Here is a 22,157-nt window from a genome sequence, read left to right on the forward strand (position 1 = left end):
TGAACCTGATCGCACAAATCGAAGCCGAGCAGATCGCTGCGCTTGGCAAGACCATTCCGGATTTCAAGGCCGGCGACACCATCCGTGTTGGCTACAAAGTGACCGAAGGCACCCGTTCGCGCGTGCAGAACTACGAAGGCGTCTGCATCGCCCGTAATGGCGGCGCAACCATTGCTGCCTCGTTCACCGTTCGCAAAATCTCGTTTGGCGAAGGCGTGGAACGGGTATTCCCGCTGTATTCAACCAATATCGATTCGATCGAAGTGGTCCGCCGCGGTCGCGTGCGTCGCGCCAAGCTTTATTACCTGCGTGATCGTCGCGGCAAATCGGCCCGTATCGCCGAAGTCACGAACTACAAGCCCAAAAAATCCAAAGCCGAAGCCTGAGGAGCGGGACGATGAGAAAAGAAATTCACCCCGATTACCACATGATCAACGTCAAAATGACCGATGGCACCGTGTTTCAGGTCCGGTCGACCTGGGGCAACGAAGGCGATCAGATGTCGCTTGATATTGACCCGCTGGCGCATCCGGCCTGGACCGGCGGCAGTGGTCGTCTGATGGACACCGGCGGCCGTGTGTCGAAGTTCAAGAACAAATACGCCGGTCTGGGTTTCTGATCCGACCGTATCGCGTGATGGGGGCGTGCCTTTGGGTGCGCCCTTTTCATTTTCGAACAGATATTTCGCACTTTTCTGTGCCCCAATCGCCCCGATTGTTCAAAAAACAACAGCGCGCTTGCGTGCGGCACTTTCAAAGGGTAGCCGCATCCCCCTATAGTCAACGCGCACTGGAGCCAGTGCATATTTCAAGTCTGAGCAGAGGTCGAACGTGGCGCATATCATCGTTGTCGGCAACGAAAAGGGCGGATCAGGCAAATCCACCACCTGCATGCATGTGGCAACCGCCCTTGCACGGATGGGAAAAAAGGTCGGCGCACTGGACCTGGACCTGCGTCAACGCAGCTTTGGCCGGTATGTTGAAAACCGTCTGGCCTTTCTTGCGCGTGAGGGTCTGGACCTGCCGACCCCCGATTACCGCGAACTGCCCGAGGCCGACACCGCCGAACTGGCCCCCGGTGAAAACCCCTTTGACCATCGCCTGTCGACCGCTGTTGCCGCGATGGAAAGCGAATGCGACTTTATCCTGATCGACTGCCCCGGCAGCCATACCCGCCTGTCTCAGGTTGCTCATTCACTGGCTGATACGCTGATCACACCACTGAACGACAGCTTCATTGATTTTGATCTGTTGGCGCGGGTCGACCCGGAAACCAGCCGCGTCATCGGGCCGTCGATCTATTCGGAGATGGTCTGGGCGGCGCGGCAGTTGCGCGCGCGGGCCGGGCTGAAGCCAATCGACTGGATCGTGCTGCGCAACCGCCTGGGGTCGCAGCAGATGCACAACAAAAAGAAGGTGGGCGACGCGCTGACGCAGCTTTCCAAGCGGATCGGTTTTCGCGTCAGCCCCGGCTTTTCTGAACGGGTCATCTTTCGCGAGCTGTTTCCACGGGGGCTGACGCTGCTTGACATGCGTGATGTCGGCGTTGAGGGGATGAACATATCGAACGTGGCCGCCCGGCAGGAACTACGCGACCTGATCCGCGAATTGCGCCTGCCCGGCGTCGAGGTCAATTTCTGATCTCAGCCCGGCCCGACCCGGCCCGGCCCGGCCCGGCCAAACAGGATCAGACCGGATGCCGCGATGAAAACCTGAAAGGTGACGGGCGGCGGCGTGGTGACATTTGCTTTTGGCACTCTGCAAGTGTCGTCAGCCGCATTTCAAAAATATCATCCCGTGCACGGCCAGACAGGCCCAAACGCTTGAAAAAGGCAACTGCAAGCGACATGGATTTCTCCTCGTGGTTCGGGCCGTTTTGACCCATTGAAACTACTTTCACGGGAAAATCTGTCCGAAATGTGCAACCATGCGGGCGATGGCGCGGCGATGTTGGGGTCAAGTAACGACACCCGGACCGCGCCCATCAATCGGTGACGGGGCTTATGCCCCGCCCGACCAGGCAGCCCCCGCATCGCCCGTCAAAAACCCGTCTGACAAACGCCCGCCGGGGGCCATGCCAGCGCTGAGCGCGGCCAGTTCCCCGGCCTCCATCTGCCCGGCAAGGCGCGCCGTCCAGGCGCGGCACAGCGCCTCAAAATCACCGGTCTGGGGCGACAGGCGAAGCGATGTTACCCCCGCGCCGTTCAACGCCTCAACCTGATGGGCCATGCTCGCGGTGCTTCCCGAGAGCGTTTGCACCCCGTTCACCGCCAAAAATGGCTGACCATCCAGCGTTTCAACCTCGCGGCCGTCCGGGTCTTCGCCGCATACGAACTGGCAGTTGTCCTTGGCGCGGTCATGCAACCGCGCATGGTAGCAACGCCCCGCAATCGCCAAAGGCACGCGACCATGGCCCCAAACCTCGATCGCCACGCCCAGTTGCGCGCCCTCGGCCGCCAGCGCGGCAACCGAAGCCAGCGGCAATTCGGGCGGCAGACAGACCCGCGTGGCGCCCCGTCGCGCCAACCAGCGCAACGTGCCTTCGTTATAGACGTTGATCAGCGGCCCCACCCAAAACAGCGTGCCTTGCGGAACATGCACCAGCGCCGACAGATCGTTCACCTCGACCGGCAGACCCATCGCCATCAGATCGGCGGTCAGCTTGCGTTCGCGCTTCAGTGTGATCAGCGCCAGCGAGGTCAACGCCACCTCTTTGCCCGCCGCCTGAAGCACCTCGACAGCGCCGGGAATTTCCTGCTGGAAATAGGGCAGACGTTTAGAGCAGACAAGCTCGCCCAGAACCACGCGGGCCACCGGCGTGCGGGCAAGCGATTGGTAGAAGGCGGCCCAAACGGGGGCCTCCCAGAAAAACTGGTTGGGGCCAACAGTCAGGTCCATAGTCATCTCCAGGTCTTGGCATAGGCGCCGGTGGTGGCGGCTTGGCCTTCGGACAGGCGGGCAAGCGTGCCCTCGGCCACGGGGCGGCCCTCTGCCACGGCCTCAACCGCGGCGCGGAAGTTGCGCACCACCTCGGCCACATAGGCGCGCGACCGCTGGCGCCCTTCGATTTTCAGCGCGGTGACACCCGCCTGCGACAGCGCCGGGATCAGGCGCGACGCATCAAGGCTGACCGGATCCTCAAAGATATGGCCGGTCTGATCTTCGCTGTTGAAGCACCCTTTGCACAGCGTCGGGTAAGGCGCGGGCTGGTCTTTCTTCGTGCGGTGGATCGTAAACCCACCCAACCGCGCGGCCAGTTCCTGCCCCTCTTCGGCATAGACAACATGGCTTGCGGGTGAACACACCCCGTTCATGTTCGGCGATTTTCCGGTGGCATAGGATGACAGCGAACAGCGCCCCTCGGCCATCACGCAAAGCCCGCCAAACACGAAAACCTCGGTTTCGACGTCAATCTCGCGGTTGATCGCGGCAATCTCTTGCACCGTCAGAACGCGAGGTAGCACCACGCGTTTCACGTCAAACGCCTGCGCATAAAGGTTGATCGCATCCGGGTTGGCGGCGGCGGCCTGCACCGACAGGTGGCGGCGCAAACCGGGGTGGTGTTCAGCGGCATGGGCCAACAATCCGACATCGGCCAAGATCACCGCATCGGCACCAGCAGCCTCGGCGTTGGCCACCGCGCGGTGCCACAGCGGTTCGGCGCCCGCCCGCGGAAAGGTGTTGATCGCGACCAGCACCTTGGCGCCGCGCGCATGGGCATAGGCAATACCCTCGGTCATTTCTTCGGGTGAAAAGTTCAGCCCCGGAAAGTTGCGCGCGTTGCTTTCATCAGCAAAGCCGCAATAAACCGCATGCGCGCCTGCATCAACCGCCGCGCGCAGCGCCGAGGGCGTACCCGCCGGGCAGACCAGTTCCATCACCATTACCAACCTCCTTGCAGCGCATCAACCCGGTGCAGCACCAACCCGGTGCGCGTTTCCGCCAGCCCCAGCGCCGCCTTCAACGGTGCCTTCAACGGCCCGACCAGCGCCGAAATCTCTGTCGCCAAATCCAGTTCGGCGTCATCAATCGCGTTGCGCAGGGCAAGGGCCGCGCCGGTATCTCCCTCAACCACCAGATCGCGCGAAAAGAACAGCGCATCGCCATCATAAGCGCCGTGTATCATCCCCAAAAACGCCGATAACGGCCCCGCAATCCGGGTGTCTGCCTCGGGCGTGCGGCGATGTGCGGTCACCTTTGGCACCCCCCCGCGCAGATCCATCAGCAGCACCAGCGGCAAATCTGTCGGGTCCAGCACAAACCGCTTTTCGCCATGTTCACCCAAACGGCGAAACATACCCGGATGATCGCGCGACAGTTTACGCGACAACGACGACAGCATCAGACTGACCGGCAACAGCGGCAAGGGACGCATCATCCCGGCCATGACACGCGGCAGGCGCGGCAGGGGTTGTGCGGAATCGGCAGGCATGGCGGGCTCCGTTCTGGTAGGGTGCTGTGGCACCATGACTTGGCTTAACCGACATGCCAATGCGGCAACTTGATCAATATCAAACGCAGCGACGCAAACTCCTGCTAGACCCAACCCCGCCCGCCATTTCGGAGAGACCCATGCGCAGCCTGCCCGCTTTTCCCACGCTTCGCGCCTTTCTTGACTGGACGAGGGCCCAAGGCCAGCTATTGCCCATCGCCGATCCGGTCAGCGTGGTGCATCAGATGACGGCGGTTCATGATGCGGTCTTGCGTCAGGGCGGGCCGGTGCTGCGCTTTAACGCCCCCATGTTGGCAAACGGCAGGAAAAGCACGGTGCCGGTCATTACCAATCTTTTCGGCACGACCGAGCGTGTGGCCGCCGGCCTTGGGCTGGCGCTGGACGAAGTGCCCGCACTGGGCGAGTTTTTGGCCGCGCTGCGCACACCTGCCCCCGTTGAAGGGATGCGCGATGCGCTGTCGCGTTGGCCGATGCTGCGCGCGGCCCTGTCGACCCGGCCCCGCATCACCAAACATGGCCCCGTGCAAGAGGTCGTGGCCGAGGGGGAAGCGGTCGACATGACCGCACTGCCGATACAGACCCCCTGGCCCGGCGATGGCGGCCCGCTGATTACCTGGCCCGTGGTTATCACCCGCCCGCACACCAGCACCATTGAGGCGGTCGCGCGCTATAACTGGGGGGTTTACCGCGCCCAGGTATTGGGGCGCGACCGGCTTATCATGCGCTGGCTTGCACATCGGGGGGGGGCTGCCCATGCCCGCAGTTGGGCGCAGGCAAATGAGCCGATGCCCGTGGCAATCGCGCTGGGGGCAGATCCCGCGACCCTGTTGGCCGCCGCCCTGCCGCTGCCCGAAACCGTTTCCGAGATGACCTTTTCAGGTGTCTTGCGCGGCACCCGCACGCATCTGGCCCCGGCGCGCACGGTGCCCCTGATGATCCCGGCCGATGCTGAAATGATAATCGAAGGTTGGGTTCACCCCAACGACACCGCCCCCGAAGGCCCGTTTGGCGACCACACCGGCTATTACAACGCGGTCGAGCCGTTCCCCGTGATGCGGATCAGCGCCATCACCCACCGGCGCGACCCGATCTATCTGTCCACCTACACTGGGCGTCCCCCTGATGAACCCTCGATCATCGGTGAGGTGTTCAATGATCTCGCGCTGCCGGTAATCCGCCAGCAGATCCCCGAGGTGCGCGACATGTGGCTGCCACCGGCGGGATGTTCCTACCGCATCGCAGTGGTCAGCATCAACAAGCGCTACCCCGGACAGGCGCGCCGCGTGATGATGGCGCTGTGGGGAATGCTGGCGCAGTTCAGCTATACCAAGATGGTGGTGGTTGTGGATGACGATATCGACCCCCGCAACTGGGATGATATTGCCTGGGCGCTGGCCACGCGGATGGACCCCGCGCGCGACGTGATGGTGCTGGACCGCACGCCAATGGATTACCTTGATTTTGCCTCGCCCATCGAAGGGCTGGCGGGCAAGCTGGGCATAGATGCGACCACAAAAATCGGCACCGAAACCACTCGCGATTGGGGGCAGGTCATGGCGCTGGCCGATAAGGACCGCGACTTTGCGACAGAGCTTCTGGCGCGCCGCCTGCCGGGGTTTGGGCAATAAAGAGCCACGGTATTGGGCTAGCCCCATGCATTTCGTGGTGCAAGATTAGGGCAAGGTCGCTGCAGCGGTGAAGTCTCACAGGCGCAATGCTGCCGAAGAAATCTTCGAGTGTGCCCTGAATGCGACCCGATCGCCGGGCTTTCGGCCATCTGGGGCAGTATCCTCGGCCGCGTCAGCATGATCCGGATGGCGCGCCTTCAGCGCAGCATGGCGTGGAACTCGGCATTCCTCTGAAGGGTCAGATCCTTCATGCAGTCGTAATAGATCGCCTGGTCGAGGCTACCACCATACCCGAGCTCCTGTTCGCATGTCGCATCGCGCCGCTTGAGCCATTGGCGCTGCTGGGCCAATAAGGCAGAGCCCGTGCCACCGGCATCGGCCCGAGGTTTGAGTTGGCCCCACAGTTGATTCAGTTCAGCATCAGCGCGCTGCCATCGCGCGGATGCGCAGTCGGTAGCGTCCATGGAGGTCGTGCCGCTGCAAGAAGCCTGAGTCAGGCCGGGTTCAGGCAGGCCGGACAGAAGAGCGGCCGTAAGGATGAGTAAGATGCGCATGGTAAAAACCCCTCTGCAATACACATCATTATACCATAACAACAAGGCTTTGAGTATGGCCGTCTCCGCGCGCCTATTGAAGGTGCGCGCAGGTCAATGAAAATGTGCAACACGAAACGCAAAGGGCTGGGGTATTGGGCCAGCGGTTCGGGGGGCGGGGCAGCCCGCGCTAAAGGTGAACGTTTGCCGTAAATCCGGCGAATTTTCACACAGGCTGCACCCTTTTCTTACGAAGCCAATTCGGTGGGGGTGACAATCGCGGACAGGATCGCGGCCGACTCGATAACGCCGATATCCACGCCCTTGCGGTCTGTCACCGTTGCGTTTTCAACGCCCGCGGCGACCATTTCGCGCGCGACGCGCTCCAGCACCTTGCTGCCTTCGACCTTGAAGGCAGGCGGCGCTTCGCCTTCGGCCAAGGGGCGCGCGATCCGGTCAGCCCGAATGACCCGCCCGCGGTTCACCTCGCGCACGAATTCAGCGATATAGTCATTGGCCGGGCGCAGCACGATGTCTTGCCCCGAACCGACCTGCTCAAGCCCGCCATCACGCAAAAGCGCAATCGTGTCGCCCAGACGCAACGCCTCATCAAGGTCGTGGGTAATGAATACGACAGTTTTTTGAAGCTCGTCCTGAAGCTCCAGCAAGACCTTTTGCATATCCATACGGATCAGCGGATCCAGCGCCGAAAACGCCTCATCCATCAGCAGGATGTCAACGTCATTGGCCAACGCGCGTGCAAGCCCCACGCGCTGCTGCATGCCGCCCGATAGCTGCGCGGGATAGTTGTCCTCAAACCCCGACAGGCCGACCCGGTCAATCCATTTGCGGGCAATCGGTTCCACCTTGGACCGTGGCAGGCCCTGAACATCCAACCCATAGCAGGTATTTTCCAACACGGTGCGGTGCGGCAATAGCCCGAACTTCTGGAACACCATCGCGGTTGTGGCCCGGCGGAAGGCGCGCAATTCCTGCGTACCCATGGTGACCACATCCTGCCCACCATAGAGGATTTCACCCGCCGTTGGCGCGATCAACCCGTTGATGTGGCGGATCAGCGTCGATTTACCCGACCCCGACAACCCCATGATAACCGAGATTTTGCCCGGCGGCAGGCTAAGCGAGATATCGCGCAGGCCCAGAACATGGTTGTGTTTGTCGTTCAGTTCTTCCTTTGTCATCCCCGCCTTGACGGCGTCGATGTAGCGTTCAGGCGTGGGGCCGAAGATCTTGTAAAGATTTCGGATTTCGATCCCTGAACGTTGCGTGTCATTGATATCAGTCATGGCCTGCCCCCTGATGTTTCTGAATCCGGTTGCCAAAGGCCTGGCTGGTGCGGTCAAAGATGATGGCGATGGCGACCAGCGCAAAACCGTTCAGGAACCCAACGGTGAAATACTGGTTGGTAATGGCTTGCAGCACATTCTTGCCCAGCCCGCCCACGCCCACCATCGAGGCGACGACAACCATCGAAAGCGACATCATGATGGTTTGGTTCACGCCGGTCATGATCGTGGGCAGCGATAGCGGCAACTGCACCCCCCACAGCTTTTGCCGGGGGCTGGCCCCATAGGCGTCGGCCGCCTCGATCACATCGCGGTCGACAAGCCGAATACCCAGATTGGTCAGCCGGATCATCGGCGGCACCGCATAGATCACAACGGCAATCAGCCCCGGCACCTTGCCAATGCCAAAGATCACCACAACCGGGATCAGATAGACAAAGGATGGCAGGGTCTGCATCACGTCAAGCAGGGGCGACAGAAACGACTGAAACCTGTCAGAGCGCGCCATAAGAATACCCAGCGGCAAACCGATCAGGATTGCCACAAACGTTGCAACCGTCACCATCGCCAGCGTCGTCATCGTGTCGGTCCACAGCCCGAACACGCCGATCAACAGCATTGCAATGACCGTGCCAACAACCGTTTTCCAGCTACGCGAGCCAAACCAGACCACCGCCACCAGCAAAACCAGAACCAGCAGCCAGGGCGCCTTGGTGAACGCATCTTCCAGCATGTTCAGAAATATCTGCAACGGTGCCGTTGCGGCGTCGATTGCATCTGAATAGGTGCGAACAATATCGCGAAAGCCCTCGTCAATGCCTTTGCGCATCACGCGCAGCGACTTATTGGGCAAAGAGGGGAATTCGCACAGAAGTTGGGGCAGACCCCAGCAACTTGCTGCCATGTTTTTTCCTTCCGTCGGGAAATCAAAAAAGGCGCGCCAAGGCCTTGGCCCCGGCGCACCCCAAAACCGTGATCAGGCTTAAAGAGCCGCTTCAACCTTTTCGGCAACCTCGGGCGAAACCCAGGCCGACCACAGGTCCTTGTAGTTTTCGAGGAAGTAATAGGCCGTGTCTTCGTTGCTGCCCTGATTATCCTCTTTCCAGGCCAGAATCTTGCCAACGGTCTGGTTGTCCCACTCGCGTGCCTTGACATAGTCCATGGCGACGCCGGCCTTTTGCGCAAAGGATTTGGTCACCACGGTATAGACATCGGCCACCGGATAGGCGTTCACCTTGGGGTCAACGCACTCTGCCAGCGTGGTGCAGGCGTCCCAATATTCCTTGTCGTTGGGAACACCCCAATCCAGCGCGACCATCTCATACTTGCCCAGCAAGGCCGTCGGCGCCCAGTAGTAACCCAGCCAGCCCTGCTTGCGTTCATACGCATTGGCAAGCGACCCATCGAGACCCGCGGCGGAACCGGTATCAATCAGATCAAACCCCTTCTCTGCGGCCTTTGTGGCCTCAAACAGGTTGGTCGTCGATAGCTGGCAGTTCCAGCCCGACGGGCAGTTGTGCACAGCACCCATGTCAGGATGCTCTGGCGCGGGGAACAGCTCAGGATGGTTCAGCGCGGCTTCTACGGTCGTGATGTCGGGGTATTCGTCGACGATGTATTTCGGAACCCACCAGCCCTCGACCCCGCCATCCGTCAGGATGTTCGCGGCAATGACCAGACGACCTTCTGCCACCGCTTCATCAAGCGCGTTTTTCACCGCGTTGACCCACAGTTCCGGGGCAAGGTCGGGTTCGCCCTTTTCATTCATCGAGGTAAAGGTGGGCATGGTATCGCCCGTCACAAGGGTCACATCGCAGCCGTAGCCCTCTTCCAGAATGATCTTGTCGATCCACGCGGCGACCCCGCCGGATGCCCAGTTCATTTCGGCAATTGAGACCTTGCCGCAATCCTCGGCCAGTGCCGGGGCGGCAAGGGTGGCAAGCGATGCGGTCAGTAGAAATTTGGCAAGATTGGCCTTCATTTGGTTACTCCTGTCGGAAAGTTGTAAGTTGATGGCACGAGGCATGCGCGCCAAAGATGGCGCGTGACCTATTTCCAAGGTGCCTCGATACGTCAGCGCAGCATTACGGCCTGGACCGGTGCGCCAATCCAATTTGTCAGAAAACGACATTGGGATGTCGTAGATCAATGATGACCGATAAGCAAGGAACAAATACGACATACCTAGCGTCGCGTTCAAGACATCTGATGGAAATCTGGCCAGCAATATGGCCCGATCCAGCACATAAAAGGTTGGGGTTGACACGCAAACGGCCCGCCTGATGGCGGGCCGTCGCACGACCGAATTGTTCGATCTGTGATCCCGGGGCGATTGCCGCCTAGCGTTTCAGCGCCGCACGAACCTCGGCGTCATGTTCCCCCAGACGTGGCGAAGGCCGGTCCAGCGCCAGATCTGCCGCCGAGAACGTCACCGGAATCCGCACCCCCGGCACACCCTCGGGTGCGATCTGCATCTTGCGCGCCACGACCTGCGGATCGGCAAAGACATCGGCCATTTCGTTGATCGGGCCAGCGGGCACGCCGACCCCCTCGCACGCCGCCAAAAGCGCGTCGCGCCCCCAACCTTTCGTCACATTCGAAATCGTCGCGGTCAGCGCCTCGCGGTTGCGGATACGGTCGGCGTTGGTGCGGTAATCATCGACCTCGGCAATGCCCTCAAGACCCAGAATTCCGCACAGCTTGCGGTACTGCGCATCATTTCCCGTGGCCAGAATGACAAACCCGTCCGAGCAGGGGAAAACTGCGTAGGGCACAAGGTTGGGGTGCGCGTTACCCATCCGCCTGGGCGACACGCCGGTTGCCAGATAGTTCATCGCCTGATTGGCCATCACGCTGGTCGCCACATCCAGCAGTGCCATGTCGATGTGCTGGCCTTCGCCGGTGGTGGCGCGTTGATGCACGGCGGCCAGAATCGCGGTTGACGCATAGATCCCGGTGAACACGTCGGTCACCGCCACGCCCACCTTTTGCGGCTGGCCATCGGGTTCGCCCGTCACGCTCATCAGACCGGACATACCCTGAATGATGTAGTCATAGCCCGCCCGGTGCGCATAGGGCCCGTCCTGCCCAAAGCCGGTGACCGAACAATAGATCAGCCGTGGGTTCACCGCACGCAGGCTGGCGTAATCCAGCCCGTATTTTGCCAACCCGCCGACCTTGAAATTCTCGATCAGAATATCGACGTCCGCCACCAGCGCGCGCACGAACTGCTGCCCCTCGGGGGTGCGAAAATCGGCCAGAACCGACCGTTTTCCCCGGTTTGTCGCGTGAAAATAGGCGGCTGTTTCTTCGCCGTCGCGGGTCAGGAACGGCGGCCCCCAGCGGCGGGTATCATCGCCCTCGGGGGCCTCTACCTTAACAACATCCGCCCCCAGATCGGCCAGGATCTGGCCCGCCCAGGGGCCCGCCAGAATTCGCGCCAACTCGACAACTTTCAGCCCTGCCAATGGTGTCATGTCTACTCCGCCAGTTTCGCGTCGATGATTGCCTTCAGGTCGGCATAGGACATATTGGGATATTTTTCGCCGTTCACCAGAATGGTCGGCGTCGAATCGATCGCATCATCGGTAGCGTGTTTTTGGAAGGTGGCGACCATCGCCTGCGCGCGGTCATTATCGCTGAGACAGGCGTTGACGGCCTCGGCGCTCAGCCCGGCCTTCAGCCCGATCTTGCGCAGGTTCGCGCCGATCGTGGCCTCTTTGCCATCACCGATCCAATCGGACTGCGTGTCATAGATCATCCCTGAAATCGCATAGTATTTCGGCACGCCGCCGCAGCTTGCCACCGTGCCGGCCATCAGCCCATAGCGGTCAAAATACACCTCGCGGTGAATGAATTTCACCTTGCCCGTATCAATATAATCGGCCTTTAGCGGTGGCAGCACTTCCTTGTGCCAAACGGCACAATGCGGGCAGGTATAAGAGGCGTATTCAATCACCGTTACCGGCGCGTCTTCCTGCCCCATCACCACGTCCGGCAGGATCGTGGCATCATCGGCAGTTTCCGCCAGTGCGGCGATTGACAGCGCCTCGAGGCCAGCACTGCGCGCCAGCCAAAGCCCGCCCGCCGCCAGCACTGCAACCGAGGCCAGCGCCCCCAATACATAGGTAGTTTTCGTCATTACTCAGCCTTTCTTGGTCACGGCCCGGTTTGCGCTCCGGGATAGAACGTTTTGCGCCAATAGTTCAAGCGCGGCCCGCAGCCCACCATCCTGCACCACCTGCGCGGTTTCTTCGGCCCGCTGCCTTATCGCCGGGTCGGTCTGTTTGGGGGGGGCTTTGGGGGCCGGGCCAAAGCCTGCCTGCCCCTCGGCAAAGCCCATCGGCGCGGTCTGCGTGATCAGCACCTTGGAGATTGCATTATAACCGTAGCAGGCGTTCACCTTTTCGCGGATCTTCGGCAGTTCCATCTGCACCATCGGCGCGCTGGCCCCCATGGTCAAAAGCGTCAGCGTCGCGCCAAAACCGCCCTTGCCGTAGCCTACCTTTACCGGCCTTGTGCGTGCGGCCAGATCCTCACCCACCACTTCGGCCCAATGCGTCAACAACCGCGATACCGCAAAGCCCCGCGCCTCACCCACGGTGCGGATACGGTCGCGCAGCAGCCCCGAGGCTGGTTCAAATCCGCGCATCCGGCGGTTGGGCTTTTGTGGCGGGCGTGGCGGCATTCTGTCTTTCCCTTTATGTGACGCTATTCTAGGCAGGTGAACGGAAATTGACAGCGGATTGGGCGACAAGGAGGCATAAAGATTGCGTGACGGCAAACACGCCGCGACCCTTCTGGCGTGGTATGACAAATCTGCCCGTATCCTGCCGTGGCGCGTCTCGCCGCAGGACCGTGCGGCGGGCAAGCGCCCCGACCCTTACCGCGTCTGGCTGTCCGAGGTGATGCTGCAACAAACCACCGTAGTCAGCGTGCGCAGCTATTTTCACCGCTTCACTGATGCCTGGCCCACCGTTACCGCCCTTGCCGCCGCCCCCGATGCTACGGTGATGGCCGCCTGGGCCGGGCTTGGCTACTATGCCCGCGCGCGCAACCTTCTGGCCTGCGCGCGTGCCGTCGTGGCCAATCATGGCGGCCGGTTCCCGACAACAGCCAACGCACTGCAAACCCTGCCGGGCATCGGCCCCTATACCGCCGCGGCCATCGCCGCCATTGCCCATGATGAAGCCGCCACCGTCGTTGACGGCAATGTCGAACGTGTGATCGCGCGGCTTTATAACGTGCAGACCCCCCTGCCCGCCGCCAAACCGGAACTGACCGCCCTTGCCGCCCGGTTGACCCCAAAAAACCGCCCCGGCGATTATGCCCAAGCGATGATGGACCTTGGCGCAACAATCTGCACCCCGCGCAATCCGTCCTGCGCGGACTGCCCGCTGGCAACGGGCTGTCAGGCCCTCATGGCAGGGACCGCCGCCAGCCTGCCGCGTAAAACCCCCAAGCCCGAAAAGCCCACGCGCCACGGCATCGCCTGGGTTGCGCTGCGCCCCGATGGTGCGGTTTTGATCGAAACCCGCCCCGCGCGCGGCCTTTTGGGCGGAATGCCGGGCTTTCCGACGTCGGACTGGTCAGACGCCCCGGCAGATACCCCGCCCATATCTGCAACATGGTGCAACACCCCATCCGAGGTGCGCCACACCTTTACCCATTTTCACCTGCGCCTTCAGGTCCGCGCTGCCATGACCACAGCCCAACCCGCCCGTGGCATGTTCACCCCGCGCGACGCCTTTGCCCCCGCAGCCCTGCCCACCTTGATGCGCAAGGTCTGGGATGCGGCCCAAAGCGCCGAATGGCCGCAGCGCGACTGATTGCCCTTGCCTGACGCGGCGCTATCATTCCCGCCGCGCTTGCACCCTTGAAGGTAACCCTATGTCGTCTCGCAAAAACATCCGCCATCCGCTGCGCGCACTGCCGTTCTGGTTGTCGCTGGGCATGGTGCCACTGGCCATTCTGGGCGCCACCAAGGGCGGCTGGACGGTCGCGCTGTTACCTGTTTACGGCTGGGTCATGGTCACTTTTTTGGACACGATCCTGGGGCTGAACACCGAAAACCCCGATCTTGACACCCCTGAGTCGGACTTGTTCTGGTATCGCCTGATCACGATGATCTGGTTCCCGGTGCAGTTCATTACCATCTTCACGATGATCTGGTGGGTCACGCATACGACCCATCTTTCAACGCTTGAAACCATCGTGCTGTTTTTCGGGGTCGGGGTGATTTCGGGCACGGTTGGCATTGTCTACAGCCACGAGCTGATGCATCAGAAAAACCGGCTGGAACGCTGGCTGGCCGATCTGATGCTGGCAACGGTGCTTTACAGCCATTTCCGGTCGGAACACCTGCTGGTTCACCACCGGCATGTCGGCACCCCGCGCGACACCGCCACCGCCCGCTATAATGAGGGCTTTCACCGCTTTTTCTGGCGCCAACTGACCAAAGGCCCGATTTCGGCGTGGCATGCCGAAAGGCTGATGCTGGCGCGCGCCGGGCGGGGTACGCTGGGCCGCACCAACCCATTTTGGCGCTACGCCGCGCTACAAATGGCGACGCTTGTCCTTGCGTTTCTGATTGGCGGGTGGGTGGGGCTGGGCCTGTTTGTGTTTCAAGCCTTCATCGCCGTCTGGCAGTTGGAGCTGACCAATTACGTCGAACATTACGGGCTGACGCGCGAACACAAGGGCGATGGCACCTATGAACACGTCCTGCCGCGCCATAGCTGGAATGCCTCTCACACGGCCTCGAACTGGCTGCTGATCAACCTGCAGCGCCACTCGGACCACCACTACAAACCCAATCGGCGCTTTCCGCTACTGCAGACCTATACCGAAGATGAGGCCCCCCAGCTTCCGTTCGGCTACCCGGCGATGACGACGTTGGCGATGGTCCCCCCGCTCTGGCGTCGCCGGATGAACCCGCGCGTGCGGCATTGGCGGCGCAAACATTATCCCGAAATTGCCGATTGGGCGCCCTATAACAAAGGCGCAAACCCGATGCCGCGCGGCTCTGTCTGACCGGGCGATAGCGGCCCTTGATTGCCCACGCGCATCAAAAAACCCCGCCGATGACCGGCGGGGCAAGTTCGTACTTTGCGGGCAGGCCCGAAAGTACCGGCGGTAAACCTGTCTGATCAGATCAGTTCGGGCGGCCCCTCGTATCGGCGTCCATTTCGGCGCGGATCTGTTGGCGCAAAATGTCGATCGAGACCATCTTGCCTTCGCGTTTGAAGTGCCAGTAGGTCCAGCCATTGCATGAAGGCGCGCCCTCCAGATGGGCGCCGACCTGATGGATCGAGCCCTTGGTGTCATGCGCAATCAATGTGCCATCAGCGCGAACCTTGGCCTTGTAGCGGTTGCCAACCGAGAACAGTTCTTCGCCCGGCCGCAGCATGCCGCGCTCGACGACCTGGCCAAAGGGCACGCGTGGCTCGGCACGTTTCGAGGTGCTGGTTTCCAGCGCCTCGCGGTCAAATTTGCGCACACGGGCAAGCCGTTTCGCGGCAACATCGCGGTAGGCTTCTTCGCGTTCGATCCCGATGAATTCACGGCCCAGCATCTTGGCCACAGCGCCGGTGGTGCCGGTGCCGAAGAACGGGTCCAGCACGACATCGCCGGGGTTCGTGGTCGCCACCAGAACGCGGTGCAGCAGGCTTTCGGGTTTTTGTGTCGGGTGAGCCTTGTCGCCGGCGGCATCCTTTTCGCGCTCATGCCCGGTGCACAGCGGCAAGACCCAATCCGAACGCATCTGCACACCTTCGTTCAGCGCCTTCAGCGCCTCATAATTGAAGGTGTATTTCGCCCCTTCCGATTTCGAGGCCCAGATCAGCGTTTCATGCGCGTTGGTAAAACGCTTGCCACGAAAGTTCGGCATCGGGTTCGATTTGCGCCAGACCACATCGTTGAGAATCCAGTAGCCCTGATCCTGCAAGGTCGCGCCAACCCGGAAAATGTTGTGATAAGACCCGATCACCCAGATCGCGCCATTCGGTTTCAGCAACCGCCGCGCGGCCGCCAGCCAATCGCGGGTAAAGCGGTCATAGGCGCCAAAGCTGGAAAACTGGTCCCAGGCGTCATCTACCGCGTCGACTTTGGAATTGTCGGGGCGGTGCAGGTCGCCGCGCAATTGCAGATTGTAGGGCGGATCCGCAAAGATCAGGTCCACACTGCCTTCGGGCAGCGCATTCATCACCTCGATGCAGTCGCCTGCGATAATCTGGTTGAGCGGCAGCGCCGCAGGCGTCGCCTTGGTCATCATCTTTGTCATTCTGTGCCTCGTTTGCCCGTCCGGGTGTTCGGCTTATGGTGCCGATTTTGATGGGACCAGCATGAGTCACAGGCGATTCGCCGTCAATTTCTTTTTTGAATCAAGGACTTATAAATATTGCTTGCACAAGATGTTGTATACGGGGCGGAACGAACGTCTATGCACAGGGGTCACCCCAAGATTTAGCAATGCCGCCAGATGGTCCTTGGTCGGATAGCCCGCGTTCTTTTCCCATCCATAGCCGGGGTGCTGTTGCGCCAAATCCACCATCAGCAAATCACGCGCCTGTTTGGCGATGATCGAGGCGGCGGCAATTGACAGGCTGCGCCCATCGCCTTTCACGACCGGCTCAGCGCTTAGCCGCAGGTCGCGCGGCAGGCGATTGCCGTCAACCAGCACATGGTCGGGCGGCATCCCCAGCGCGGCCACAGCGCGGCACATTGCCAGATGGCTGGCCTGCAGAATGTTGATTGCGTCGATTTCCTCAACGCTCGCATGGGCCACGGCACAATCGGCGCTGGCCCAGATCAGGGCGGCCAGTTCGGCGCGCCGCCGCGCAGTCAGTTTCTTGCTGTCATTCAGACCGGGCGGGATGTTTGCGGGGTCCAGCACCACGGCGGCGGCCGTGACCGGGCCGCACAGCGGGCCGCGCCCCACCTCATCAACGCCGGCCACACGGACAAGGCCGCGCGCCTGCGCAGACAACTCAAACGAAAAATCGGGGGCTTGTTTCATCCTTTCGGGATGCCCAAATTCCGCCCCTGTCGCAATCCCAAAAGGGGCAGGTCGCGCGTGGCGCTCGCCCCTTTTGGGTAGCTTGGCGCGGTTCAGCGCCGGCCGATGCGATAGCCGCGGTCTTGCAGGCAGCGTTTGCCGTAGACGGTTTTGCGGCTACGGTCTGCCCGGATGTCAAAGGCGCAGGCTTGCGGCAGGGCCCGGTCTTTCCCCTCACGCGCAAGGCAACGTGCAGAAAGCACTTCGCGCTTTCCGTCACGCGTTTTCACTTTGGTCACGCAGTTTTCGGGCAAAACCCGATCCTGCCGTTTATTATAGCGGTCGTGATGGCGGTCGGGGTAGCGGTTATAGTATCCGTCATCCCAATCATTGCGCGAGGGTATTTTGTTTGCCTGTTCGCGGCGGTCTTCTTTCTTGTTCTTTTCGTGAATGATCGTGCCCAGCACAAGGGCACCGGCAACCACCCCCAGCAATTGCTGTTCGCTTTTGGTCCATGCGGCGGCGGGGGTTGCGGTCAGCCCCCCCAGAACGATGGCAGCAATGGCGATGGCAGAGGTAATGCGTTTCATGGCGAAGTTCCTGTAGTTGGCAGCGGATCAGGCCCGCCTGTTTATATGCCCCAGTCTCGTCGCGTTTCACGTTGCCAAGCAATATCACCCCGCCGCTATCAGATAACACGCCCTGCCCAGCCCCTTGCTATTGCATAACAAACCCGTTCCACGCAGGGTGAACCCATGAAATACGCGCTTCTCATATCACTGGCCCTTATGGCCGTATCGCCCGCAAACGCGGATTGCTATGCCGACTACAAGGCCAAGCAGGACAAACCTCTGCGCCTGCACTATGGCGTGGCCAAACTGCCCGACAGCGCCTGTTCGGCCGGCGCTGCGGCCAAGGCACTTGCGCCACGTCTTGCGAAAGGTGGCTGGACGCTGCTAAACATCCTGTCCATCTTTGGCCCTGACGGGTTGGATCAAAGGAAAGCCAGTGCCGGACCCTATTATCTCCGCTACTGACAGCTTGCGCGCGGGTAACCGCGCCGTGGTCTGGGGCATTGCCGCCATTGTCGTCATTCTGGCGCTGGCGGCGGTGCTGTTGTTCATCTCGCTGCCCGATGCCAACGCGTTCAATGCGCGGGTCGAACGCATCTTCATTGAAAATGACGCGCTGACCGCCCCGGTAGAGCTGCGCCTGCTGGAGGTTTTGGCCGGATCGGGCACCGCCTTTTCCGAGGTTCTGTCCTCTTACCGCGTGATCATCTTTATTCTTCTGGTCTTTGCCACCGCGCTCTTGATCGCCGCATTGGTGTTTTTGCTGATGATCGTCGCGCTCAACCGCCGCATGACCCAGATCCAGCGCGCCGGAATCGAGGTTCGCTCATTACGCATCCTGCGCGCTGAAAACGCCGTCATCCTGAATGACATGGCCTTTACCCTGACCCCTGCCGCGATCGAAACGCTCGCCGTTCTGGCCGAAGCGCGGATGGATGATGATGTGCTGTCGGGGGCCGAGATCGAGGCGGTCATTTCCGGTCGCCCTGCCCCCGACTGCGACGAGGCCGCAGGCGCCACCCGCATCAAACGGCTGCGCGATACTTTGGGGAATCAGCTTGTTGCCGAACTGCTGGTGCGCAACATCACCCGCAAAGGCTATACCCTTGCGATTGCCAAGGATGCGATCCGCGTCGAATGACGGTGCCCTTGCACCGGCAGGCCAAACCCCCTATACGCGCTGCTCGTTTGCCACTCGGGGGGGAGCCATGATTCAGACACCCTATTACCTGATCGACAAGCAGGCACTGCTGCATAACATGCGCAAGATTGCGCATCTGCGCGAAGCCTCGGGCGCCAAGGCGCTACTGGCGCTAAAGTGCTTTGCCACATGGTCAGTCTTTGATGACATGCACCCGTATATGGATGGCACCACGTCGTCTTCGCTTTACGAGCTGCGCCTTGGCCGCGAAAAGTTCGGCGGCGAAACCCATGCCTATTCGGTGGCCTGGGCAGACCACGAGATTGACGAAGCCGTCGGCTATGCCGACAAGATCATCTTCAACTCCATCGGCCAGTTGACGCATTTCGCCCCCCGCGCGGCAGGCATTGCGCGCGGCCTGCGGCTGAATCCGCGGTTTTCGACCTCGGGCTTTGATCTGGCAGACCCGGCGCGCCCGTTTTCCCGGCTTGGCGAATGGGATGTGGCCAAAATCGAAACCGTGATCGACCAGATTTCGGGCTTCATGATTCATTACAACTGCGAAAACGCCGATTTCGACCTGTTCGACCAGCAATTGACCCGGATCGAGAATGAATTCGGCGCGCTTCTGGCGCGGGTCCAATGGGTCAGCCTTGGCGGCGGCATCCATTTCACCGGCGAGGGCTATCCGATTGACCGGCTGGCCGCCCGGCTGAAGGCCTTTGCCGCGAAATTCGGTGTGCAAGTCTATCTTGAACCCGGCGAGGCCGCGATTACCCAATCGACCACGCTGGAGGTGACGGTGCTTGACCTTCTCGACAACGGCAAGAAGCTTGCCATCGTTGATAGCAGCATCGAGGCGCATATGCTGGATCTGCTGATCTATCGCCAACCCGCGCGCCTGCCGCAAACCGGCGATCACGTCTACGAAATCTGCGGCAAATCCTGCCTGGCGGGTGATATCTTTGGCGATGCCCGCTTTGCTGAGCCACTGGCCATCGGCAGCCGCATTTCTGTAGGCGATGCGGCCGGTTATACGATGGTCAAGAAAAACTGGTTCAACGGTGTGGCGATGCCCGCCATTGCGATTCGCGAACTGGACGGTTCCATCCGCCTTGTTCGCCAGTTTGGCTACGAGGATTACGCCTCAAGCCTTTCCTGAGGGTCGAAAGACCCCTTCCCTGTCCTGCCCTGAAAGGAGACAGCCGAAGTGAAACGTAACGTGCTGATTATCGGCGCCGGTGGTGTGGCCCAGGTCGTGGCGCATAAGGCCGCGCAGAACAATGATGTTCTGGGCGATCTACACATCGCCTCGCGCACCGTGGAAAAATGCCGCGCGATCATCGACAGCGTTCACGCCAAAGGCGCGATGAAACAACCCGGCCTTTTCGCCGCCCACCGCGTTGACGCGATGGACAGCGCCGCCGTGGCCGCCCTGATCGGGGAAACCGGCGCGCAGATCGTGATCAACGTCGGCTCTCCCTTCGTCAACATGACCGTGCTTGAGGCCTGTATCAAAACAGGCGCCGCCTATATGGATACCGCCATCCACGAAGACCCGGCCAAGATCTGCGAAACCCCGCCCTGGTATGCCAATTACGAATGGCAGCGTCGGGACCGCTGCCGCAAGGCGGGCGTGACCGCAATTCTGGGGGTGGGCTTTGATCCCGGCGTGGTGAACGCCTATGCGCGCCTGGCCGAGGATGAGCTGTTTGACACCATCGCCAGCATCGACATCATTGACATCAACGCAGGCTCGCACGGGCGCTGGTTTGCCACCAATTTCGATCCGGAGATCAACTTCCGCGAATTTACCGGCACGGTCTACAGTTGGCAAAACGGCGCGTGGCAGTCGAACGCCATGTTCGAGGTTGGTCAGACCTGGGCCTTGCCGGTCGTCGGGGAACAAAAAGCCTACCTGACCGGCCACGACGAGGTGCATTCGCTGGCCGCGCGTTACCCCGACGCCGATGTGCGTTTCTGGATGGGTTTTGGCGATCACTATATCAATGTGTTCACCGTACTGAAAAACCTTGGCCTTCTATCGGAACAGCCAGTCACAACCGCCGAAGGGCAACAGGTGGTGCCACTGAAAGTGGTCAAGGCCGTGCTGCCCGACCCGGCCAGCCTTGCCCCCGATTATACGGGAAAAACCTGCATCGGTGACGTGATCCGCGGCACCAAGGATGGCGTGGAAACTGAGGCGCTGATCTATAACGTGGCCGACCACAAAGACGCCTATGATGAGGTCGGCGCGCAAGGCATCAGCTATACCGCCGGCGTGCCGCCCGTTGCCGCCGCAATGCTGGTGGCCAGCGGCGAATGGGATGTGGCGCAGATGGTCAACGTCGAAGATCTGCCCGCGCGACCGTTCCTGGAGCTTCTGGGCCGCCTTGGCCTGCCCACCCGCATCAAGGATGCCGCCGGCGACCGGCCCCTATGATCCTAAACTTGAACGTCGCCCGGTGGGCGGCGTTCTTCATCACTCGCAATGACTTGCGCTGGCGGGATGCACCGAAACGGCATGGCCCACATAGAAAACTGGTCTTGTCACGCTTGCGTTCCGGTCTCTCAACTCATTCATGCGGCCTTTCGCTCAAATGCCAAGGGTTTTTCCTGCCGAGTATGAATGGCGTCGGCGCGGGTTATAAAAGCCGTTGATATATGGGAAGATCGCGCCCGCGGCTTGACGGACGTGTCTTCCATCGGGTCCGCCAGACCGGCTCAGCCTTGACGGATTTGAAGAACGCCTCAGCCATGGAATTATCATGGCAATTGCCCTTGCCGCTCATTGATACCTTGAAGCCGTACTTGGGCAAGCGTTCGTGATACTCGTTGGAACAGTAGCGAGATCCCGTTACCCGGCAATGGTTTGCCTGCAAACCATGACAGGGCACTTCTGGCTCGGCCCATCCGCTGAAAAATCCTCACTCTCATCGAATACAAACATTCGACTGCCGTGCAGCGGATCCAGCAGGTTGGGCGCGATGTTGACCGTGTGATTGCTGTCCGTCGTGGACTTGTATTTCTGCGTTCTGATGATCTTGAGGCCATTCTCGCCCATCAAACGCCCGACCCTACGGCGCCTCACCTTCAATCCAAGTTCTTGCAGAGCTTCGCTCATCCGAGGTCGCCCATGGCTTTGCAGGCTTGAACGATGCTCTTCACGGATACGAGCCAAGATTACCATACCATCGCGTTGTCGTTGGCTTATTGGGCGCACCCGCCACGCATGGAACCCACGCAATGTGACCCGCATTATCTGGCAAAGAAACTCCACAGACCACTTCTCTTTCCAGGCATCGGTGAAAGCAAACCTCGCCCGCTGCCCGGCAGCGCCTGTTTACATGCGCGAGAGGGGGCTTTGGCCCGCAAAGAAGATCGCCGGTTTTTCAACACTTCCCTCTCCTCGCGCAGAAGTCGGACTTCTTTGCGAAGGCGACCGTTCTCCTTCTCAACGTCTTCATCCGGCCGCTGTGTCAGGGAAGTTGTCCGCTGCACTACTTTTCCTCTATTTCTCGGGTGGGCG

Annotated in this window: 25 protein-coding genes and 1 pseudogene; 11 read left to right on the forward strand and 15 right to left on the reverse strand. The window is 60.8% G+C overall.

Annotated features, from left to right (window positions below; genetic code table 11):
• The 3 genes from rplS to ACM62R_RS09060 all read left to right on the forward strand — a co-directional run.
• Positions 1-386: 50S ribosomal protein L19 (gene rplS / locus ACM62R_RS09050; protein WP_415183734.1), on the forward strand; the 386-nt coding region annotated here is incomplete at its 5' end.
• An 11-nt stretch (positions 387-397) separates the two neighbouring features.
• Positions 398-619 carry a 50S ribosomal protein L31 gene (gene rpmE, locus ACM62R_RS09055; protein WP_415183735.1) on the forward strand — a complete coding sequence of 74 codons (222 nt, stop codon included), beginning with the start codon at positions 398-400 and terminating at the stop codon, positions 617-619.
• Positions 620-830: 211 nt separating this feature from the next.
• Positions 831-1,640, forward strand: a complete 810-nt coding sequence (locus tag ACM62R_RS09060; protein WP_415183736.1) for a division plane positioning ATPase MipZ — start codon at positions 831-833, stop codon at positions 1,638-1,640.
• 360 nt (positions 1,641-2,000) lie between these two features.
• Here the strand turns inward: ACM62R_RS09060 and ubiV are convergent, their stop codons facing one another.
• The 3 genes from ubiV to ubiT are packed head-to-tail and all read right to left on the reverse strand — an operon-like array spanning position 2,001 to position 4,431.
• On the reverse strand, positions 2,001-2,897 hold the full coding sequence (gene ubiV, locus ACM62R_RS09065; RefSeq protein WP_415183737.1) for a ubiquinone anaerobic biosynthesis protein UbiV: 897 nt from the start codon (positions 2,895-2,897) through the stop codon (positions 2,001-2,003).
• A 2-nt stretch (positions 2,898-2,899) separates the two neighbouring features.
• Complete coding sequence (gene ubiU / locus ACM62R_RS09070; protein WP_415183758.1) at positions 2,900-3,877, reverse strand: ubiquinone anaerobic biosynthesis protein UbiU; 978 nt, start codon at positions 3,875-3,877, stop codon at positions 2,900-2,902.
• Positions 3,878-3,882: 5 nt separating this feature from the next.
• Positions 3,883-4,431 (reverse strand): ubiquinone anaerobic biosynthesis accessory factor UbiT, encoded by a 549-nt coding sequence (ubiT, locus tag ACM62R_RS09075; protein WP_415183738.1) that lies wholly within the window; start codon positions 4,429-4,431, stop codon positions 3,883-3,885.
• A 140-nt stretch (positions 4,432-4,571) separates the two neighbouring features.
• Here ubiT and ACM62R_RS09080 point away from each other — a divergent pair, with 140 nt between their 5' ends.
• Entirely contained in the window at positions 4,572-6,080 is a 1,509-nt protein-coding gene (locus ACM62R_RS09080) for a UbiD family decarboxylase (RefSeq protein ID WP_415183739.1), read from the forward strand.
• A 197-nt stretch (positions 6,081-6,277) separates the two neighbouring features.
• Here ACM62R_RS09080 and ACM62R_RS09085 read toward each other — a convergent pair whose 3' ends face one another.
• The 7 genes from ACM62R_RS09085 to ACM62R_RS09115 all read right to left on the reverse strand — a co-directional run bounded on the left by ACM62R_RS09085 (position 6,278) and on the right by ACM62R_RS09115 (position 12,607).
• Positions 6,278-6,634 (reverse strand): lysozyme inhibitor LprI family protein, encoded by a 357-nt coding sequence (locus tag ACM62R_RS09085; protein ID WP_415183740.1) that lies wholly within the window; start codon positions 6,632-6,634, stop codon positions 6,278-6,280.
• 227 nt (positions 6,635-6,861) lie between these two features.
• Positions 6,862-7,920 carry a quaternary amine ABC transporter ATP-binding protein gene (locus tag ACM62R_RS09090; RefSeq protein WP_415183741.1) on the reverse strand — a complete coding sequence of 353 codons (1,059 nt, stop codon included), beginning with the start codon at positions 7,918-7,920 and terminating at the stop codon, positions 6,862-6,864.
• A complete protein-coding gene (locus ACM62R_RS09095) occupies positions 7,913-8,824 on the reverse strand; it encodes an ABC transporter permease (protein WP_415183742.1) in 912 nt (303 codons plus the stop codon). The genes ACM62R_RS09090 and ACM62R_RS09095 overlap by 8 nt, the downstream gene beginning before the upstream one ends.
• A gap of 78 nt (positions 8,825-8,902) precedes the next feature.
• Positions 8,903-9,901: an ABC transporter substrate-binding protein gene (locus ACM62R_RS09100; RefSeq protein WP_415183743.1), complete on the reverse strand. Its 999-nt coding sequence runs from the start codon at positions 9,899-9,901 to the stop codon at positions 8,903-8,905.
• A 358-nt stretch (positions 9,902-10,259) separates the two neighbouring features.
• Positions 10,260-11,396, reverse strand: coding sequence for a CaiB/BaiF CoA transferase family protein (locus tag ACM62R_RS09105; protein ID WP_415183744.1), 1,137 nt, complete (start codon positions 11,394-11,396; stop codon positions 10,260-10,262).
• Positions 11,397-11,398: 2 nt separating this feature from the next.
• A complete protein-coding gene (locus ACM62R_RS09110; RefSeq protein WP_415183745.1) occupies positions 11,399-12,061 on the reverse strand; it encodes a DsbA family protein in 663 nt (220 codons plus the stop codon).
• A 3-nt stretch (positions 12,062-12,064) separates the two neighbouring features.
• Complete coding sequence (locus ACM62R_RS09115) at positions 12,065-12,607, reverse strand: DUF721 domain-containing protein (RefSeq protein ID WP_415183746.1); 543 nt, start codon at positions 12,605-12,607, stop codon at positions 12,065-12,067.
• An 82-nt stretch (positions 12,608-12,689) separates the two neighbouring features.
• Between ACM62R_RS09115 and mutY the strand changes: the two genes are divergently transcribed.
• Positions 12,690-13,748 (forward strand): A/G-specific adenine glycosylase, encoded by a 1,059-nt coding sequence (gene mutY, locus ACM62R_RS09120; RefSeq protein ID WP_415183747.1) that lies wholly within the window; start codon positions 12,690-12,692, stop codon positions 13,746-13,748.
• 61 nt (positions 13,749-13,809) lie between these two features.
• On the forward strand, positions 13,810-14,952 hold the full coding sequence (locus ACM62R_RS09125) for an alkane 1-monooxygenase (protein WP_415183748.1): 1,143 nt from the start codon (positions 13,810-13,812) through the stop codon (positions 14,950-14,952).
• Between the two features lie 121 nt (positions 14,953-15,073).
• Here the strand turns inward: ACM62R_RS09125 and ACM62R_RS09130 are convergent, their stop codons facing one another.
• From ACM62R_RS09130 to ACM62R_RS09140, 3 genes are all read right to left on the reverse strand, one after another.
• Positions 15,074-16,201 carry a site-specific DNA-methyltransferase gene (locus ACM62R_RS09130; protein WP_415183749.1) on the reverse strand — a complete coding sequence of 376 codons (1,128 nt, stop codon included), beginning with the start codon at positions 16,199-16,201 and terminating at the stop codon, positions 15,074-15,076.
• Between the two features lie 108 nt (positions 16,202-16,309).
• Entirely contained in the window at positions 16,310-16,936 is a 627-nt protein-coding gene (locus tag ACM62R_RS09135; protein ID WP_415183750.1) for a ribonuclease HII, read from the reverse strand.
• Between the two features lie 92 nt (positions 16,937-17,028).
• Positions 17,029-17,505 carry a hypothetical protein gene (locus ACM62R_RS09140; protein ID WP_415183751.1) on the reverse strand — a complete coding sequence of 159 codons (477 nt, stop codon included), beginning with the start codon at positions 17,503-17,505 and terminating at the stop codon, positions 17,029-17,031.
• Between the two features lie 165 nt (positions 17,506-17,670).
• Between ACM62R_RS09140 and ACM62R_RS09145 the strand changes: the two genes are divergently transcribed.
• The 4 genes from ACM62R_RS09145 (at position 17,671) to ACM62R_RS09160 (ending at position 21,071) form a co-directional block, all read left to right on the forward strand.
• On the forward strand, positions 17,671-17,952 hold the full coding sequence (locus ACM62R_RS09145; protein ID WP_415183752.1) for a hypothetical protein: 282 nt from the start codon (positions 17,671-17,673) through the stop codon (positions 17,950-17,952).
• Entirely contained in the window at positions 17,924-18,628 is a 705-nt protein-coding gene (locus tag ACM62R_RS09150) for a hypothetical protein (RefSeq protein ID WP_415183753.1), read from the forward strand. The genes ACM62R_RS09145 and ACM62R_RS09150 overlap by 29 nt, the downstream gene beginning before the upstream one ends.
• Positions 18,629-18,695: 67 nt before the next feature.
• Positions 18,696-19,790: a carboxynorspermidine decarboxylase gene (locus ACM62R_RS09155; RefSeq protein ID WP_415183754.1), complete on the forward strand. Its 1,095-nt coding sequence runs from the start codon at positions 18,696-18,698 to the stop codon at positions 19,788-19,790.
• Between the two features lie 48 nt (positions 19,791-19,838).
• Entirely contained in the window at positions 19,839-21,071 is a 1,233-nt protein-coding gene (locus tag ACM62R_RS09160) for a saccharopine dehydrogenase family protein (protein WP_415183755.1), read from the forward strand.
• A 137-nt stretch (positions 21,072-21,208) separates the two neighbouring features.
• Here ACM62R_RS09160 and ACM62R_RS09165 read toward each other — a convergent pair.
• Positions 21,209-21,483 (reverse strand): annotated as a pseudogene (locus tag ACM62R_RS09165) (IS3 family transposase); the annotation flags it as partial.
• Between the two features lie 2 nt (positions 21,484-21,485).
• On the reverse strand, positions 21,486-21,752 hold the full coding sequence (locus tag ACM62R_RS09170) for a hypothetical protein (protein ID WP_415183756.1): 267 nt from the start codon (positions 21,750-21,752) through the stop codon (positions 21,486-21,488).
• A gap of 124 nt (positions 21,753-21,876) precedes the next feature.
• On the opposite strand from ACM62R_RS09170, the gene ACM62R_RS09175 reads away from it, so the two are divergent.
• The coding region (locus ACM62R_RS09175; protein WP_415183757.1) for a hypothetical protein at positions 21,877-22,157 on the forward strand (281 nt) is incomplete at its 3' end.

Source organism: Phaeovulum sp. (genome assembly GCF_047638075.1).
Taxonomy (GTDB): domain Bacteria; phylum Pseudomonadota; class Alphaproteobacteria; order Rhodobacterales; family Rhodobacteraceae; genus UBA6197.

What these genes read in the sequence shown, in the direction of transcription:
- rpmE (WP_415183735.1), top strand. Translation starts at nt 398, where the DNA reads ATGAGAAAAGAAATTCACCCCGATTACCACATGATCAACGTCAAAATG.
- ubiV (WP_415183737.1), bottom strand. Translation starts at nt 2,897, where the DNA reads ATGGACCTGACTGTTGGCCCCAACCAGTTTTTCTGGGAGGCCCCCGTT.
- ubiU (WP_415183758.1), bottom strand. Translation starts at nt 3,877, where the DNA reads ATGGAACTGGTCTGCCCGGCGGGTACGCCCTCGGCGCTGCGCGCGGCG.
- ubiT (WP_415183738.1), bottom strand. Translation starts at nt 4,431, where the DNA reads ATGCCTGCCGATTCCGCACAACCCCTGCCGCGCCTGCCGCGTGTCATG.
- ACM62R_RS09080 (WP_415183739.1), top strand. Translation starts at nt 4,572, where the DNA reads ATGCGCAGCCTGCCCGCTTTTCCCACGCTTCGCGCCTTTCTTGACTGG.
- ACM62R_RS09085 (WP_415183740.1), bottom strand. Translation starts at nt 6,634, where the DNA reads ATGCGCATCTTACTCATCCTTACGGCCGCTCTTCTGTCCGGCCTGCCT.
- ACM62R_RS09090 (WP_415183741.1), bottom strand. Translation starts at nt 7,920, where the DNA reads ATGACTGATATCAATGACACGCAACGTTCAGGGATCGAAATCCGAAAT.
- ACM62R_RS09095 (WP_415183742.1), bottom strand. Translation starts at nt 8,824, where the DNA reads ATGGCAGCAAGTTGCTGGGGTCTGCCCCAACTTCTGTGCGAATTCCCC.
- ACM62R_RS09100 (WP_415183743.1), bottom strand. Translation starts at nt 9,901, where the DNA reads ATGAAGGCCAATCTTGCCAAATTTCTACTGACCGCATCGCTTGCCACC.
- ACM62R_RS09105 (WP_415183744.1), bottom strand. Translation starts at nt 11,396, where the DNA reads ATGACACCATTGGCAGGGCTGAAAGTTGTCGAGTTGGCGCGAATTCTG.
- ACM62R_RS09110 (WP_415183745.1), bottom strand. Translation starts at nt 12,061, where the DNA reads ATGACGAAAACTACCTATGTATTGGGGGCGCTGGCCTCGGTTGCAGTG.
- ACM62R_RS09115 (WP_415183746.1), bottom strand. Translation starts at nt 12,607, where the DNA reads ATGCCGCCACGCCCGCCACAAAAGCCCAACCGCCGGATGCGCGGATTT.
- ACM62R_RS09125 (WP_415183748.1), top strand. Translation starts at nt 13,810, where the DNA reads ATGTCGTCTCGCAAAAACATCCGCCATCCGCTGCGCGCACTGCCGTTC.
- ACM62R_RS09130 (WP_415183749.1), bottom strand. Translation starts at nt 16,201, where the DNA reads ATGACAAAGATGATGACCAAGGCGACGCCTGCGGCGCTGCCGCTCAAC.
- ACM62R_RS09135 (WP_415183750.1), bottom strand. Translation starts at nt 16,936, where the DNA reads ATGAAACAAGCCCCCGATTTTTCGTTTGAGTTGTCTGCGCAGGCGCGC.
- ACM62R_RS09140 (WP_415183751.1), bottom strand. Translation starts at nt 17,505, where the DNA reads ATGAAACGCATTACCTCTGCCATCGCCATTGCTGCCATCGTTCTGGGG.
- ACM62R_RS09145 (WP_415183752.1), top strand. Translation starts at nt 17,671, where the DNA reads ATGAAATACGCGCTTCTCATATCACTGGCCCTTATGGCCGTATCGCCC.
- ACM62R_RS09155 (WP_415183754.1), top strand. Translation starts at nt 18,696, where the DNA reads ATGATTCAGACACCCTATTACCTGATCGACAAGCAGGCACTGCTGCAT.
- ACM62R_RS09170 (WP_415183756.1), bottom strand. Translation starts at nt 21,752, where the DNA reads ATGAGCGAAGCTCTGCAAGAACTTGGATTGAAGGTGAGGCGCCGTAGG.